13 protein-coding genes, 4 tRNA genes and 1 pseudogene are annotated in these 15277 nt (G+C 41.7%); 12 read left to right on the top strand and 6 right to left on the bottom strand.

Annotated elements, in window-relative coordinates; all coding sequences use genetic code 11:
• Positions 1-1116, top strand: coding sequence for an aminotransferase class V-fold PLP-dependent enzyme (locus PHAL_RS0121630; RefSeq protein WP_016710525.1), 1116 nt, complete (start codon positions 1-3; stop codon positions 1114-1116).
• On the opposite strand, the gene PHAL_RS0121625 is transcribed toward PHAL_RS0121630, so the two are convergent.
• Positions 1117-1593 (bottom strand): RNA-binding protein, encoded by a 477-nt coding sequence (locus PHAL_RS0121625; RefSeq protein ID WP_232321880.1) that lies wholly within the window; start codon positions 1591-1593, stop codon positions 1117-1119.
• A gap of 151 nt (positions 1594-1744) precedes the next feature.
• On the opposite strand from PHAL_RS0121625, the gene PHAL_RS0121620 reads away from it, so the two are divergent.
• Both PHAL_RS0121620 and PHAL_RS0121615 read left to right on the top strand, forming a co-directional pair.
• Positions 1745-3160 carry a mannose-1-phosphate guanylyltransferase/mannose-6-phosphate isomerase gene (locus PHAL_RS0121620; RefSeq protein ID WP_016710523.1) on the top strand — a complete coding sequence of 472 codons (1416 nt, stop codon included), beginning with the start codon at positions 1745-1747 and terminating at the stop codon, positions 3158-3160.
• A gap of 425 nt (positions 3161-3585) precedes the next feature.
• Positions 3586-4425, top strand: a complete 840-nt coding sequence (locus tag PHAL_RS0121615) for a hypothetical protein (protein WP_016710522.1) — start codon at positions 3586-3588, stop codon at positions 4423-4425.
• 90 nt (positions 4426-4515) lie between these two features.
• Here the strand turns inward: PHAL_RS0121615 and PHAL_RS0121610 are convergent.
• The 4 genes and pseudogenes from PHAL_RS0121610 to PHAL_RS0121595 all read right to left on the bottom strand — a co-directional run.
• Positions 4516-4833, bottom strand: a pseudogene (locus tag PHAL_RS0121610) (group II intron maturase-specific domain-containing protein); the annotation flags it as partial.
• A gap of 441 nt (positions 4834-5274) precedes the next feature.
• Entirely contained in the window at positions 5275-7434 is a 2160-nt protein-coding gene (locus PHAL_RS0121605) for an ATP-binding protein (RefSeq protein ID WP_016710520.1), read from the bottom strand.
• A gap of 132 nt (positions 7435-7566) precedes the next feature.
• On the bottom strand, positions 7567-8223 hold the full coding sequence (locus PHAL_RS0121600; RefSeq protein ID WP_016710519.1) for a helix-turn-helix transcriptional regulator: 657 nt from the start codon (positions 8221-8223) through the stop codon (positions 7567-7569).
• A gap of 233 nt (positions 8224-8456) precedes the next feature.
• Entirely contained in the window at positions 8457-8822 is a 366-nt protein-coding gene (locus tag PHAL_RS0121595; protein ID WP_016710518.1) for a histidine triad nucleotide-binding protein, read from the bottom strand.
• A 92-nt stretch (positions 8823-8914) separates the two neighbouring features.
• Between PHAL_RS0121595 and PHAL_RS0121590 the strand changes: the two genes are divergently transcribed.
• Positions 8915-9547, top strand: a complete 633-nt coding sequence (locus PHAL_RS0121590; RefSeq protein WP_016710517.1) for a DUF2057 domain-containing protein — start codon at positions 8915-8917, stop codon at positions 9545-9547.
• Between the two features lie 43 nt (positions 9548-9590).
• Here the strand turns inward: PHAL_RS0121590 and PHAL_RS0121585 are convergent, their stop codons facing one another.
• On the bottom strand, positions 9591-11435 hold the full coding sequence (locus PHAL_RS0121585; RefSeq protein ID WP_016710516.1) for a M1 family metallopeptidase: 1845 nt from the start codon (positions 11433-11435) through the stop codon (positions 9591-9593).
• A gap of 143 nt (positions 11436-11578) precedes the next feature.
• Here PHAL_RS0121585 and murB point away from each other — a divergent pair, with 143 nt between their 5' ends.
• From murB to PHAL_RS23345, 8 genes are all read left to right on the top strand, one after another.
• Entirely contained in the window at positions 11579-12589 is a 1011-nt protein-coding gene (murB, locus tag PHAL_RS0121580) for a UDP-N-acetylmuramate dehydrogenase (protein WP_016710515.1), read from the top strand.
• Positions 12586-13578 carry a bifunctional biotin--[acetyl-CoA-carboxylase] ligase/biotin operon repressor BirA gene (birA, locus tag PHAL_RS0121575; RefSeq protein WP_016710514.1) on the top strand — a complete coding sequence of 331 codons (993 nt, stop codon included), beginning with the start codon at positions 12586-12588 and terminating at the stop codon, positions 13576-13578. Before murB ends, birA begins: the two co-directional genes overlap by 4 nt.
• A complete protein-coding gene (locus PHAL_RS0121570; RefSeq protein ID WP_016710513.1) occupies positions 13575-14270 on the top strand; it encodes a type III pantothenate kinase in 696 nt (231 codons plus the stop codon). Before birA ends, PHAL_RS0121570 begins: the two co-directional genes overlap by 4 nt.
• Positions 14271-14390: 120 nt before the next feature.
• Positions 14391-14466: transfer RNA gene (locus PHAL_RS0121565), tRNA-Thr, on the top strand.
• Positions 14467-14519: 53 nt separating this feature from the next.
• Positions 14520-14605 (top strand) — tRNA-Tyr (locus PHAL_RS0121560).
• A gap of 45 nt (positions 14606-14650) precedes the next feature.
• Positions 14651-14725 (top strand) — tRNA-Gly (locus PHAL_RS0121555).
• 12 nt (positions 14726-14737) lie between these two features.
• A tRNA-Thr gene (locus PHAL_RS0121550) sits at positions 14738-14813 on the top strand.
• Between the two features lie 135 nt (positions 14814-14948).
• Positions 14949-15277: GTP-binding protein (locus PHAL_RS23345; protein ID WP_016710512.1), on the top strand; the 329-nt coding region annotated here is incomplete at its 3' end.

Genomic DNA, 15277 nt, shown 5'->3' with positions numbered 1-15277 from the left:
ATGTATAAAGATGATTTTAACCTCGCATCTGGCTGCTACTTGTTAAATCACTCTGTTGGTCGGGCATTAAAAAGTAGTCAAGATGACTTTAACCAACACTTTTTTGCTCCGTGGCAAACGAGTAATAAAGAGCCTTGGCAGCAGTGGTTACCAGCTATAAACCGTTTTACTGCGGCGCTTAGCTTGCTATTTAATTCTCCAAGTGAGCAGTTTTGCCCACAAGTGAACCTCTCCAGTGCATTAACTAAGCTTGTGATGTCTCACCCTCGGTTGCAACAAGCGGACTGTAAAGTGCTAATGGCGCAAAGTGACTTCCCTAGCATGGGGTTTGCGATGCAAAAAGCTTTAGCCAGTAGTGCTAAAATTGAGTTTATTCCTGAGCACCTAGATTTAACCGACAGCGCAGTATGGCAACAGTATATAAAACCAGATATTGATTTAGTGTTTATTAGTCATGTTTATTCAAATACAGGGCAGCAAGCGCCTGTGGCAGAAATTAGCAAATACTGTAAGCAAATCGGGTGCTTAAGTATTGTTGATGTGGCGCAATCGGCGGGTATATTGCCGTTAGATTTAAGCCAAATTGACGTTGATTTTATGATTGGCTCCAGTGTTAAATGGCTCTGTTCTGGTCCTGGTGCAGCTTATTTATGGGTGAGTAAAGCGCAGCTAGCGATGTGTGAACCACAAGATGTTGGTTGGTTTTCTCATCAAAACCCGTTCGAGTTTGATATTAATCATTTCGTTTATCATGAGAGCGCGCTGCGCTTTTGGGGCGGAACGCCTTCAATAGCACCATTTGTCATTGCAGGGCACAGTATTCATTACTTTGCTCGGTTAGGTATTAATAAGGTACGGACTCATAATTTAGCGCTGCTTGCGCAATTAACCACCGCATTGGCTCCTTATGTAGTATCGCCAGTTGAACCAGCTAGGTGCAGTGGCACGGCAATCATTAATTTTGCCGAGCAACAAACTGCGGTTTTAGCTGCATTGGCTGAGGCGAATATTAGTGTTGATGTGCGGGCATACGGGATGCGAGTATCACCGCATATTTACAACGACAGTAGCGATATTGAGCAACTAATAAAAGTGGTTAAACAGGTAATAAAATAATTACTGGTTTAGTTGTATTTTCAAGGTGTTTAACGCCTCAAGCTGCTGTTGATATTGCTCTATTTGCGGTTTGATGCGTTGTTCCACTTGGGCGGTGCGCTGTGCAATGGCATCTGCAATTGAGCTTGCCCCCATTCTATTTGCAGTATCCTGAGTCATATAGTTTATTTTAGTTTTTTGTGCTGCCAAAGTATCTTGCAATTGTTTTATTTCACGCTGGATAAGTGCGATGTTTCGGTCAATTTTTTGCGTGGCAAGATAACTATCTATGTCTTCGTCAATGGTCTTGCCCTGCTTTGCACCAGTACTTTGCGCTACATTAGTGGCTGGAATAGTAATTTCTTTAGCGTCTTCACCACAGGGGAGTTGGCTAAACGTGACGACGCCATCAATAGTACATTGATAAACAGCAGAAAAGGCTGGAATGGTGATAAATGCAATGCTTAGGATGATAGCTCGAACCATATTTGACGTCACAGATTAGCTGTTTATTGAGAATAATAATGCCTGAAGTTGGTAAAGGTAACAATTCTATAATAGGGTTTTGGTGGATTACTTCGCAGACCGCAGTTATTTCGATGCTTAACATCTGCTAAACTACCCTCTTCTCATTACTGTACTGGCTATTATGAAACATTCAATCACTCCCGTAATTTTGGCCGGCGGCATAGGGTCGCGGTTATGGCCATTGTCACGCCAAGCTATGCCAAAGCAGTTTTTATCTTTACTTGGAGATGAATCGTTATTACAGAGCACTCTAAAACGCTGTGACAACGAATGCTTTACTGATGCTATTTTGGTTTGTAATGAGCAGCATCGTTTTATTGTCAGTAGCCAATGCCAGCAAATAAATGTCCAACCGAATGCATTGTTACTCGAGCCAGAAGGGAAAAATACCGCCCCTGCGATAGCCCTTGCGGCACATTATGTGCTGCAGCAAGAGCTGGATACTCCTTTGTTGGTGATGCCTGCCGATCATCATATTGATAATTTTGAATTGTTAGTCGCGCAGCTGCCAGATGCAGTAAAATTAGCGCAGCAGGGCAAGTTAATTACTTTTGCAATCGAGCCTGATATTGCTCATTGTGGTTACGGTTATATCAAAAGAGGAGCTAAAATAGCAGCCTCAAACTGTTATGAAGTTGATGAGTTTAAAGAAAAGCCCAGCTTACAGCAGGCCCAGCAATATCTAGCCGGTGGTGGATACAGCTGGAATAGCGGTATGTTTTTATTCACGCCCCGTGCATATCTTGCAGAGCTTGAACGTTTTGCCCCAAAAATAGCCGGTTGCATTGCACAAGCCGCTAATTTTACTGTTGATTTAGGTTTTACCCGTGCAGAAAACGACATCTTAAAAAGTTGCCCAAGTGATTCTATCGATTATGCAATTTTAGAACGCAGTGCAAATGTGGTGGTGCTGCCGTTAGCGCTCAACTGGAATGATGTGGGTGGTTTTAACGCGTTGTGGCAAAGCACTGATAAAGACACGCAAGGTAATAATCAAAGTGCAGATACTGTGTTGTTAAATAGTGAGAATAACTTACTTAACAGTGAAAGCGGTCATACTATTGCAGCGTTAGGGGTTAAAGATTTAGCCGTTATTCACACTCATGATGCTACATTGGTGGCAGATAAAAACCAATTAGATCAATTGCCTGAATTATTAAAACTATTAGCTTTTAAGCATAGTGATAAGCTACTTCATCATCAAGCTATGTATCGACCTTGGGGCAGTTACCGAGTGTTAGTTGAAGGCGTTGGCTTTAAAGTTAAAAAGATTATTGTTAATAGCAATGGCAAGCTTTCGACTCAACGTCATCAACATCGTGCGGAGCATTGGGTGGTGGTATCAGGCATTGCTGATGTTAACATTGATGGTAAAGCAAGCACTTTAACTGCCGATCAATCTTGTTATATTGCTGCAGGCCATGTGCACAGTTTAGCGAATACCCAAAGTGAGCCTTTGATCGTAATAGAAGTACAAACTGGCGCAATACTTGATGAAAGCGACATAGAACGCTTTGATGATCAGTATGGAAGATAGTGGCAAGTTAACAAGGCTAAAGTGACAAGGTTAAAGTGAGATATACAATTCACTTAATATGGCAGAAATGATTTTTAGGTTTAGCTCAAATCTGGCTGTCCATATGTGCCATGAGCTGACCTTCAACCGTAACTCGTTTCTGCCCCAAAATGAGTTAACGTAAATACTCTAAGGTCGCCTTTGAGCGATAACCAGTCATTAAAAAATTAAATTTATTCCTATGTTTTGAGTAGAAACCTAATTTTGTCCGATAACATTATTAAACGCCGTTTAGGTGCAAAATAACAAGCTTACTTCCTAGCTATTTTAATTAATTGTTTACAAAGGTAATTTTTGGTGAAATTATCAGGGTATGTAATATACGCCGTTTTGGTGTGTTATAAACCACCAAAATGGTGTTCAATAAGTTATGAGAGGGAATCATCATGAGCATTAAACAACAAGTCGAAGATGCTGCGTTTCTCGCTGAAAATAAAAGATACTTAGGCGCTCTTACTAACTTGATGCTTGCTGTTGCTGCTTCATCTAGAAAAACATTTCCAAAAGGTAAAGCTAAATCACTAGAAGATCCAACTAAGAAAATGGGTGACAGAGAAGCGTTTACTCTATTTGTTGGTGGCAGAATCAGAAAAATACTCTTTGGAGATTTTGGTGGGCCTGATATTGGCAATAGCGGAATTAGTGTGAACTTCAAGGGTAAGCAGCATGATGTTGCTTATATTCTCTATAAGTACTATCGCTGTGAACTGGTGCATGAAGGCGAATTGCCAGAAGATATTGAGTTCAGTGCTCCAAGTGCAAATCAAAATCTAAGTGTTAATAATGGTGGTGTGAACGTATCAATTGGTTGCGGTAATACAATGGTTCTTGACTATGGCTGGATTAATCTCTTGATTAACGCAGTTGTGTACGCACGATGTAACGGAAAAATTTTTGGCATTGATCATTTCGACTTAGTTCCTACTGCTGGAATTAGTGAAGAAGAGCATTGCAACTTAATGGTTCAAGATTACGGAATAACTCCTGGTCGTTATCAAATCTTAAAGGCAGCAACGCGACATATAACACCTAGCAGTGTCGTTAATGACGATGAAAGGTTATTGATCAAAAAGTTTAGTGAACTTGTATCAAAAAATATTATTCATGGCGGCGCAATAACAGGACTTTCGAGCCATGCCCTGTCCGATCAAGATGGGAAACTATTACCCAAAGGGCTTGAGATTCTTAAGAAGATTGGAGCTGTGTATGAACTTGTTGCAACTTGATCTCATAATCGGGTAGCCGGAGGTTTCTAACCTCCAGCCCCCACACCACCCATCATGCGCCTTTTATTAGCAGGAAGTGCAATGGGCGGTTCATCTCCCGTAATGAATATTGATCCAAATATCTCTTAATGACGCTAACCCTTGTGACGCTAGATAGTCATTGCCTATCGCAATGTTAATTCCTTTTGTTTTTGAGCTTCTACAAGGACCTTTACTGGTGATACCACATGCAATGGCGAGTCGTTCGTTAACACCCAATTTCATTAAACTGCGTACTTTGGTGCGAGGTTTGCGCCATTGCCGCCAGTAGCACATTCTTATCCTACGGCGGATCCAGTGATCTAAATCCACCGTTAGCTGATAAGCGTTGGCCATTAGGTAGTAGTGTCCCCAGCCGCGCAAATACTTTTGGCTCTATAATATATTACTCTTAAGCGCAGCGCCTCTTAACCTCTTTGTGAATAATTCACTAAATTTTTTGCAAAAAGAGAAGGGGATGAGGGAAACTGAGCGCTTAGTATTGGCATGGTTAAACCACCAATAAAAATAAATTAAAAACGAGTTATTCTATAGGCTCGCTGCTGACTGTCCCCTATTGGCACAGAGCTGTCTTCGGCTCTGAAGCGTTTATGTCCAAAAATGAGTTTGATTGAGCATCTGCTTTTCGCCCATAACCGTCTTTCCGATAAGCCGTAACCAACTCGTCAAAGCTGCAAGACTCTATATGAGCTGCTAAAACTAAAGAGCATGGAATCTTTTAAACTTTAACCTTGCTTGTTTTTCCTTGAAACTTCACTCTCGCTAACTCGCTAACTCGCTAACTCGCTAACTCGCTAACTCGCTAACTCGCTAACTCGCTAACTCACTTCTGACATACTTTAAATACTGCTCAAGGCTACTTTGCCACAGCACTAAGGCTTCAGTAAGTGATTCTTTAAGTGGTTTATTATCGAGTAAGCGCCGCTCGATTTTTTTTAGTTCGTTGCCATAGCGGTTAAAGCCAAGCTGTAATGCAGTGCTGGCTTGACGATGCAGTAGCTTTATACATTGTTCTTTATCTTCCTCCAGCAGTTGTTGTGCACGAATCAATTTATTGCGTGCAGATAATACAAACTCGTTATAAATAGACGAAACCTCGTCTTCACTAAAAGAGCTTTTTAGTGTGTCTGCTGCTGTACCGTCGTACAAAACATCACTAAGCTCTACCGCAATACTGGGCGCTTGGCTGCTTTGTGAATCACTTAATGCTTGGCGCAACTTTTGTTGCTTGATGGGTTTGCCAACAATGTCTTTAATGCCAAGTGCAAAGTATTCCTTTATCTCGTCAGGACTTAAGCTAGCTGTAAAGGCCAATACTGGCGTGCGTTGGTTTTTATGCTCCATTCCTTTAAGGGTTTTAAGTACTTCTTGGCCGGTGAGATCGGGCAGGTTCATGTCCAATAAGACCACATCAAAGTGGTAGGTTTGCATCAGCTCGATGGCGCTTTTACCATCACGAGCGAGTTTGATTTTATGCTCATCATCAGCCATAAACTCAATGGCTATTTTTTGATTTAAATCTAAATCTTCAACCAGTAATACATCTAGACCAGTTAAATAGTCTTTTGATTGGTGGCGCTGTTCTACTAAGCTTAATTCACCCAGCGCTAACACGATGTCAAAGCTAAACGAACTGCCTTTATCGAGCTCACTGATAATATCGAGTTGCGAGCCTAGTTTAGCCAATAGGCGGCTAGTGATCGCGAGGCCAAGGCCTGTTCCGCCTTTTTCTTTGCCTGCACTGCTTTGCACGTAAGGTTCTGTAAGATATTCTATTTCGTCATCTTCAATACCAGGCCCTGAGTCAATTACACTAATGCGAATATGATGCTCAAGTTGGCGCTCTTCAAGTAGTTCAACACGAATTTTAACCTCACCTTTATCAGTGAACTTAATCGCATTACCAACGAGGTTTATAATTATTTGCCGAAGTTTTTGCTGATCACAGTAATAACAAGCCTGTTCTGGTAGGTTGTAAATTAATTCAAATTTTAAACGCTTTTGTTCTGCAAGAGGACTCAACAATAAACACAGGTTGTGTAGCCAAGTTCTAAACTCAACATCTTCTTCATAGAGTGCTTCGTTATGCTGATCAAGGCTTGCGTAATCAAGTACTTTATCTACCAGTAAATTAAGTGATTCAGCTGAGTTTATGATGGCTTCACAGTAAGGTTTGTCTCGTGGGTCAGTTGATTGGTTTAAGATCAATTGCGCACTGCCTAAAATCCCATTGAGTGGAGTGCGGATCTCATGACTAATGGTTGATAAAAACAAGCCCCTTATTTCCAGATCCTTTTGCGCTTTATTAGTTAACTGGTTGAGATTCTGTTCTCGACGTTCGTTACATAATAGTGCCATTCCGGTGGTGTAAAACATGGGAGCGATCACGCCATTGACCAGTAAAGTAACGCTAAACCAGTTCTCTTTTAATAGTGTAAAGTTGTTTACATCTTCCATTAAAAAAGCACGCCCGACAAAAATACTGCTAATAATAGTAAGGATTAAAATGTAGACAATACTGCCATTGGGGTAGGGTTTGCGGGCGAAGCGAATAAACAAATACAGCAAAAATAGTGCTTCGCTGATATGTTGTAAATCAGAAGCAAGTACACGATTGCGTAAGCTTGAATCGACGACCGTAAAATACATCAACAATGCACCACATAGTAATGTCGCAATTATAAAAAATCGAAATTCTTTACCGCGATACCCTAAAAATTGGCTAATTGCTAATGCATGAATAATGGATGCGCTAAACCATAAACTGTTTGCCAAGATAATAGTGATGAGATTATCGACATATCCATGCAAAGCAAAGCTCATTAATGCCGTAAACAACACTAATGGATAGAATATGTAGAGCATAGTGCCGGGAGTGTGTTTGTTCGCGCGCCAAGTTAAAAAATTAAGCAGCGCCATTACAGCCATCATGGCAGCACTAGCAAAATACAATGTGAGGGAGTCGAGCATGCATATTCCAAGCGGTTTGGGTAACGGGATTAGAATAATGGCAATTGCCAGTGTTAGCAAATAAGCTGGCGGATAGAAATGAAAAACAGGTAACAAAGTACCTGTTTTTATAATTAAATGAAAGTTGCTAGATCAGCGAATTTCATCTGGAATATTTTGCTGCGCCCATGACAGTAGCTCGATACGGTTACGGCATTTGGTTTTTCTAAATGCACTGTATAAATGTGTTTTTACTGTGTGTGGGCTAATGCTGAGTGCTTCTGCGATTTCTTTGTTCTTAGAGCCATTACTCATCAGCGAGATAATTGCTTTCTCACGTTTAGTGAGTTTTACAGGTTCAATATCACCGTCAGTAAGTTTATGTAAGGCATCTTTATTAAATTGCAGCATGCGATTTAATGCATTACACATAATATCACGGCGATACCAAAGCTGGTCCTCTAGTAATAAGCGAATACCTTTCATCAATACATCGGCATTGTCTGTGGTATAAAAAACACCGCGAATACCGCTTAAAAGTGCACGATTAGCAAGCTCTGGATTTTCATCTAAGTTGAATAACACGATATCGCATTTTACGCGCAAATTTACTAGTTGCTCTTTTAATTTTCCCCAAGCGTCTTGGCTTGATGTTTCAATAAACAATAAACGAGTTCCTTCAGGAACGTCTAATATGTTTGTTCCGGTAGCAACATTGAGCCCTTGGGTTTTTAATAAAGGCTCTAATACATTAATACCAATTGTATTAATTGGCTCTAGATCTAGTAACAAAAAGGCTGAACTACTCATACTTATATACTCTTGAATAAAGTTGACTAATCAATCCTAACATGCAATCCACCCCTTTCGTATTAGAAATTTCCCAGATTGGGGCAGGATAAACATAGTTTTATAACGTTTTGTACATTAGTCATTAAAAAATTCAGCTGTAATTTAATTCAAGGTTTTGATATTTATATAAAATAATATAAAAACCCAGAAAAGGGTTCCTTTTACAAATATTTACACGCCAAATTTAAAAATCAGCCTTTTATCCTATCCTGATAGGGTGGCCATCCCATTATTTTACCAGCTAACATATGTAAATGGATGTGATAAACCGTTTGACCGCCATGGTCATTACAATTCATTACAACTCTAAATCCATCCTCTGCAAAGCCTTGTTGTTTGGCTATTTTCGCAGCTACTACATAAAGGTGACCAACAAGAGGTGCATCTTGTTCGCTAATATCATTAATTGTCGCAATCTCTTTTTTTGGGATAATCAATACATGAAAAGGGGCTTGCGGGTTAATGTCTTTAAAAGCCAAACTCAGCTCATCTTCATAGACGATGTCAGCTGGAATTTCGCGATTGATAATTTTAGTAAAAATAGTGTCTTCGCTCACGTTAAGATCTGCTCCATTGTAATCTAATAAATATCACTAATGACAAACTTTGCTTGCAGTGTCAAACTGAAATCAAATCACAAGGAGTTATTATGCGGAAATATATATTTTTAAGCGGGATTGTTTCATTGTTTTTGAGTGTGCCAAGTATTGCTGAAACGGTGAGTTTTCCTGAAGAAATTGTGCCGTTACAAGTAGGCGATAAAAAAATAGAACATTCATTTTTCAGTCGGGTTGATGAGGTGGAACTTACCCCAGGCGTGTATCAGCTCAAACTTAAGTACACAGATTTATATGAGCAAGGCTATGATGAGCACCAAGTGGTTGACTCAGAACCATTTTGGGTGACGATGACCATTGCCGCCGATACGGATTACGATGTGGTGTTTAATCGTGCAGACAATGCAGTGGCGGCAAAAGTATTTGCCGAGGCGCCGCAAGTGAGTTTGCAAGCAAAGGGGCAGTCGTTAGGCACGCCTTTAAGCGTTATTCCTGAACCAAACTTTAGCAGTGGCGCTGCAGCTCAAGTTGCATCAACAAAAGCGGCACCTACCGCGAGTACGGCAGCTATTGCTTCGGTGACTGCTGCGCAAGCCCCTGTATCGCGCCCAGCGCCAAGCGTTTCTAACGCACCAAATGCTGCAGCTATGCTCGATTTTTGGTGGCAACAAGCCAGTGCTCAAGAAAAGCAAGCTTTCATTGAAAAAGTGACTAAAAGTAAATAGCAAAAAGGGCGAATAAATCGCCCTTTTTATGTGCTCGTTAAGCTTACTTAGCAAACAAGTCGTCAACGGTACCTTGCGCTAATGGGTGATAGCCTGGGCGAGCTTTAAGGTAAACATCGTGCGCCCATTCACGCTTACCATTTTTGATCAATGCCTTGTATAGCGGCACAATCAATTTACGACGGCCAATGCCTGATAAGTGCTTATCAAGTGATGGGTAAATCGGTTGATAGCCATTACCTACCGCAAGCATATACCATGCAAATGCACGTTCGGCATTGGTTGATTGAGTTAAGTTAAACTCTGCATCTAATGCAGCCATTTTTTCTAGGCTTAAATCGCGCGGTAAGTTATTTAAAAAGTGTAACCACTCGTGCACTGTCCAATTAGTCGTCGGAAGTTGCGCGGCAGTTGTCTCACCTTTTAACCATGCTTGCGTGGCGTTATCGACCTTATCAAACGCATCAGAGGTTGGGTTTGGTGCATCACTTGGTAATCCAGGCTGAAAAATCCACTCGTTAACTTTGTCCATGCTAACAACGCCTGGGTATTTTTCAATTAAGTTAGCTTTGATGTAGGTAACAAATTGAGCCGTCGTTAATGATTTAAAAGCAAATTCGTTGAAGTAAGTTTTTACAAAATCATCAAACTTTTCACGGCCGTATTGGTTTTCAAGGTAAATTAAGAAAAGCTGACCTTTTGTATAAGGCACTGAGCTGAAAGCATCATCGGGATCACGGCCATTAAGCTTTAAATTAAGGCGCGTATCAGGTGCGTCGATAGTTTTTAATTGTGCGCGTAAACCAGCTGCATCAAGTGCTTGTTCCATAACTGCACGGTCACGACCAAAGACTTCTTCCATAATGCGGTTTTCAACGTACGAGGTGAAACCTTCGTTTAGCCATAAATCTTCCCACGTTGCATTGGTTACCAAGTTACCAGACCAAGAGTGCGCAAGTTCGTGAGCAATCAGATTTACTAAGCTTTTATCACCAGCAACAACCGTTGGTGTGATAAAAGAAAGGCGCGGGTTTTCCATACCACCAAACGGAAAGCTAGGTGGTAACATGAGTAGGTCATAACGGCCCCATGCATACTCGCCATACATGGCATTGGTTTTATCGATCATCGCTTGTGTGTCATTAAATTCGGCAACTGACGCATCTAGGATTGTTGGTTCAGCAAAAATACCGGTTTGCTTAGACATCGCTTTAAATTCTAAGTTACCTGCACCAATAGCAATTAGGTAAGGAGAGATAGCTTGCGGCATTTCAAAGTGATAATCACCATCTTTATAAAGTGCATCTTTGTTATCGGCACTCATTACCGCACGAATATCTTCCGGCGTGTGGATACGTGCTGAGTAAGTTACACGCATTGCTGGCGTATCTTGTACTGGGATCCAACTACGAGCGTGGATCGCTTGCGATTGGCTGTACATAAATGGATGGCTTTTACTGGCTGTTTGCTCTGGGGTTAACCATTGTAAGCCAGATGCTTCAGGGCGGCTGTTATAATAAATACGTACTTTAGGAGCTTGGTCTTTAAACGTAATAGTAAGCTTTGAGCCTTTAACGTCATCGCGCTGAGCAAGTGTGAATTTGGCTTTGTGCCAGCTGCCACTTTGGCTTTGATACATTACTTTATCGATGTCTAAATCGCGCGTATCAAGCACTAAGGTTTTGCTGGTCGTGTTTTGCCATTCGAGCGTGTGTTCAACAAAACCTTCTAATTGCTTGTCGGCAAAGTCGACGTCTAAATCAAGGTTTAAATGCGTCGTGATGACGTCATCGAGATTGGCATATGAGTTTTGATCAATGGCACTGGCCATTGCTTGAGAGCACATTCCAGCCATAGCGAGGCTTAAAAAGAGAGGTTTGATTTTCATAAATACCCTGAACACGAATAAAAAGTGCAGGTTTTATATCATGATTGCGATTCTTGGTTGAGCATTTTTTACAATCTAGTGCAAGATTTGCGACTAAGAGTTACACTAGTGCGATTAGTGACAATTAACCTTTGAGGCGTTTTGTGGCTCAGTCCCTGCAATCTTTCCATACCTTTTCTTTAAAGAGCCAGTGCTCGCAACTAATCGAAATTACTGACTCTGCGCAATTGCAGCAACTCACCTTTGATGCCCCTTTTTGCATTTTAGGAGAAGGGAGTAACACCGTGTTTTTAAACGATTACCAAGGCACGGTAATCAAAATGGCCACTGCCGGAGTGCAGGTCATAGAGCGTCAAGATGACTACCTACTAGAAGTTGCTGCGGGGGAAAATTGGCATAAACTTGTTGCTTATACACTTAAACACGGTATACCTGGGCTTGAAAACCTTGCATTGATCCCCGGTACAGTGGGTGCTGCGCCAGTACAAAATATTGGTGCTTATGGTGTGGAGCTGGCAAAATTTATTGCATACGTTGAGTATTTTGATATCTCCAGTAAGCAACTCGTTCGCCTTACTGCTGAGCAGTGCGAGTTTGGCTATCGCGATTCTATTTTTAAACATGCATTAAAAAATAAAGCGGTGATCACATCTGTGGGATTAGCTTTACCCAAGCTATGGCAGCCAGAATTAAGTTATGGTCCTTTGCAACAACTTGAACATGTAACGCCTATAGCCGTTTTTGAGCACGTCATTAAAACCCGTAACAGCAAATTACCCGACCCTTATGTGCTGGCAAATGCTGGAAGCTTTTTTAAAAATCCCATTATAGAAAATCGCTTGCTGAGAGATTTACTCGCTGCACACCCACAGCTACCTCATTATCACTACGATAACGAGCACCATAAAGTGGCTGCAGGTTGGTTGATAGAGCAAGCAGGCTTAAAGGGACATCGTATAGCTGGAATTGAAGTGCACCAACAACAAGCGTTGGTACTGGTTAATCATGGTGATAGCAGCGGTGAAGACCTCGTTGCTATGATCAAGTATATCCAGCAACAAATTTGGCAACGCTATCAAATAAAATTGCAGCACGAAGTTCGCTTGATGAACAGTGTTCACGAATGCCATATCGGTTTAGGAGAAGCAATATGAAAGCACCTGATGGCAATAAACTGGCTATTTTAAATGCCCTTAATCAAGGTGGCTTTATCTCAGGGCAATTATTGGGTGAGCAATTAGGTATTAGCCGCGCGGCGGTGAGTAAGCACATTCAAAGTCTACAAGAAATGGGTTTAGATATTTTTAAAGTCAGCGGTAAAGGTTACAGCTTAAATAATAATGTCGGCTTATTAGAGCAAACTAAGATCCAACAGCATTACCAAAGCTTAGGTGCACATACCGCGCAAGTGGAAGTTCAGCCAATTATTGACTCGACTAACAGTGAGTTAATGCGCCGTATTGCCGCTAAACAAACCTTAGAGTCGGGAACGGTGATTGTGGCTGAAATGCAGCAAGCAGGGCGTGGTCGTCGTGGTCGCGTGTGGCAATCGCCCTTTGGCGCAAACTTATATTATAGTTATTACTGGCGTTTAGATGACGGACTACAAGCGGCAATGGGGATGTCGATTGCCGTAGGGTTAGCGGTCTACGACGCTTTAAAAGCACTGTATAAATTAGAGGTTCAACTGAAGTGGCCGAACGATATTTATCTCAATAATGAAAAGCTCGCAGGCGTGTTAGTTGAGTTAGATGGTCAACCGCAAGGGCCGTGTCAGTTGGTTATTGGTATTGGTATTAATTTACAAATGCCAGAAAGCTTTAGTCAACACATCGATCAAGCGTGGACCGATTTAAGTCAGCACACTCAGCAGGTTGATAAAAACCAGCTGGTGGCATATTTAACTTACTACCTTGAACAGCGGCTCGCACAATATAGTCAATCGGGCTTAAATGATATGTATCAACAATGGAATAGTTTAAATGTCTTCGTTGGGCAATGTGTAGAGTTGAATACTGGACACCGCAGTTGGAGCGGAATCTGTGAAGGTATTGATGCTAATGGCGGGATCCGTATCCGCCAAGATGGTGAAGTGAAAAGTTATTATGGCGGCGAAATATCATTACGTAAGGCAAGCGTATGAGATTATTAATTGATGTAGGCAACACCGCATTAAAAGCTGCAATCTGGCAAGGTGGGCAGATTAAGCAATGTGAGCTCAGTGCATTACCGTGGTCGCAAATTAATGACGTTGTTTATGCCAGTGTTGGTAAAAGTGAGCAGCTAAATGAACTATTAACCCAAGCCCGTTCACTTCAGGTGCCATGCTTTGAAGCCAAAGTAACAAAGCAACTTAGTAACCTACGTTGTGCGTATCAGCAATTTAATAATTTAGGGATTGATCGTTGGCTTGGTTTAATTGCCGCCTTTAAACTATGGCCACAGCAAGATTGCATAGTAATAGACACCGGAACAGCCACCACAATTGATGTGCTCACAGCACAAGGGCAGCATTTAGGTGGCTGGATATTACCTGGCCTTGATCTAATGACACGCTCATTGACACAAAATACTCAGCGCGTTTTTGATGATGCCAACACAGTGTTTGCAAATGAGTTGGGTGTAAACACACCGAATGGTTTAAAAAACGGCGCGCTAGTGGCAACGTTAGGAGCTGTTGAACAAGCAAAATTACATTTATCTAATAAAAACCCGCAACTAATTTTTGCTGGTGGTTATGGCGCATTACTCAAAGCACAGTTTTTAGGCGCGACTTATGAGCCGCAACTAGTGATGAAAGGGCTCAACTATTGGTATGAATTGAGCGAAAAGTAACAAAAAGCCCTTGTTTTGCCTGATTTGTGAGCATTCAAGCTAAAAAATTACATTTTTTTCAAATTTATTGTTGCATCACCTCCAACCTTCCTCTAATATCTCGCCCCGTACTAAAGCAGTGCCGACTTAGCTCAGCTGGTAGAGCAACTGACTTGTAATCAGTAGGTCAACCGTTCGACTCGGTTAGTCGGCACCACTTTCCTTTTACCGAAAGTGCTTAGTAAAGAATTATCGTGGAGGGGTTCCCGTGGAGGGGTTCCCGAGCGGGCCAAAGGGATCAGACTGTAAATCTGACGGCTCAGCCTTCGCTGGTTCGAATCCAGCTCCCTCCACCACTTTATTCTTGACGGTTAGAGGTAGTTTAAGAACAGGTTCCTAACGCGGGCATCGTATAATGGCTATTACCTCAGCCTTCCAAGCTGATGATGCGGGTTCGATTCCCGCTGCCCGCTCCAGTTTCTGGTGTTGCTGATATAGCTCAGTTGGTAGAGCGCACCCTTGGTAAGGGTGAGGTCGGCAGTTCAAATCTGCCTATCAGCACCAGTCACACGAATCTTCTTGAATACTTCCTTTATCTGTCAGAAAATACTATTTGAAATTTGAAAAATTTAACTTAATCTACCTCCGGTGGATTATTTTCATATGTAATCTAGATACACAAAACTGATAGGTTCCGTCATGGCAAAAGCAAAGTTTGAACGCGTAAAACCGCACGTAAACGTAGGTACAATCGGCCACGTTGACCACGGTAAAACAACCCTAACTGCAGCAATCACTAACGTACTTGCAAAAGTATACGGCGGTGTTGCTAAAGATTTCGCATCAATCGATAACGCTCCAGAAGAGCGTGAGCGTGGTATCACAATCTCAACTTCACACGTTGAGTACGATACACCTACTCGTCACTACGCACACGTAGATTGTCCAGGACACGCCGATTATGTTAAAAACATGATCACTGGTGCTGCTCAAATGGACGGCGCTATCCTAGTTGTTGCTGCGACTGA

This window comes from Pseudoalteromonas haloplanktis ATCC 14393 (genome assembly GCF_000238355.1).
GTDB lineage: Bacteria > Pseudomonadota > Gammaproteobacteria > Enterobacterales > Alteromonadaceae > Pseudoalteromonas > Pseudoalteromonas haloplanktis.
This window is presented reverse-complemented; position numbering and strand designations above follow the sequence as displayed.

Coding starts and splice junctions, on each gene's coding strand:
- PHAL_RS0121630 (WP_016710525.1), top strand. CDS start 1: ATGTATAAAGATGATTTTAACCTCGCATCTGGCTGCTACTTGTTAAAT.
- PHAL_RS0121620 (WP_016710523.1), top strand. CDS start 1,745: ATGAAACATTCAATCACTCCCGTAATTTTGGCCGGCGGCATAGGGTCG.
- PHAL_RS0121615 (WP_016710522.1), top strand. CDS start 3,586: ATGAGCATTAAACAACAAGTCGAAGATGCTGCGTTTCTCGCTGAAAAT.
- PHAL_RS0121605 (WP_016710520.1), bottom strand. CDS start 7,434: ATGCTCGACTCCCTCACATTGTATTTTGCTAGTGCTGCCATGATGGCT.
- PHAL_RS0121600 (WP_016710519.1), bottom strand. CDS start 8,223: ATGAGTAGTTCAGCCTTTTTGTTACTAGATCTAGAGCCAATTAATACA.
- PHAL_RS0121590 (WP_016710517.1), top strand. CDS start 8,915: ATGCGGAAATATATATTTTTAAGCGGGATTGTTTCATTGTTTTTGAGT.
- PHAL_RS0121585 (WP_016710516.1), bottom strand. CDS start 11,435: ATGAAAATCAAACCTCTCTTTTTAAGCCTCGCTATGGCTGGAATGTGC.
- birA (WP_016710514.1), top strand. CDS start 12,586: ATGAAAGCACCTGATGGCAATAAACTGGCTATTTTAAATGCCCTTAAT.
- PHAL_RS0121570 (WP_016710513.1), top strand. CDS start 13,575: ATGAGATTATTAATTGATGTAGGCAACACCGCATTAAAAGCTGCAATC.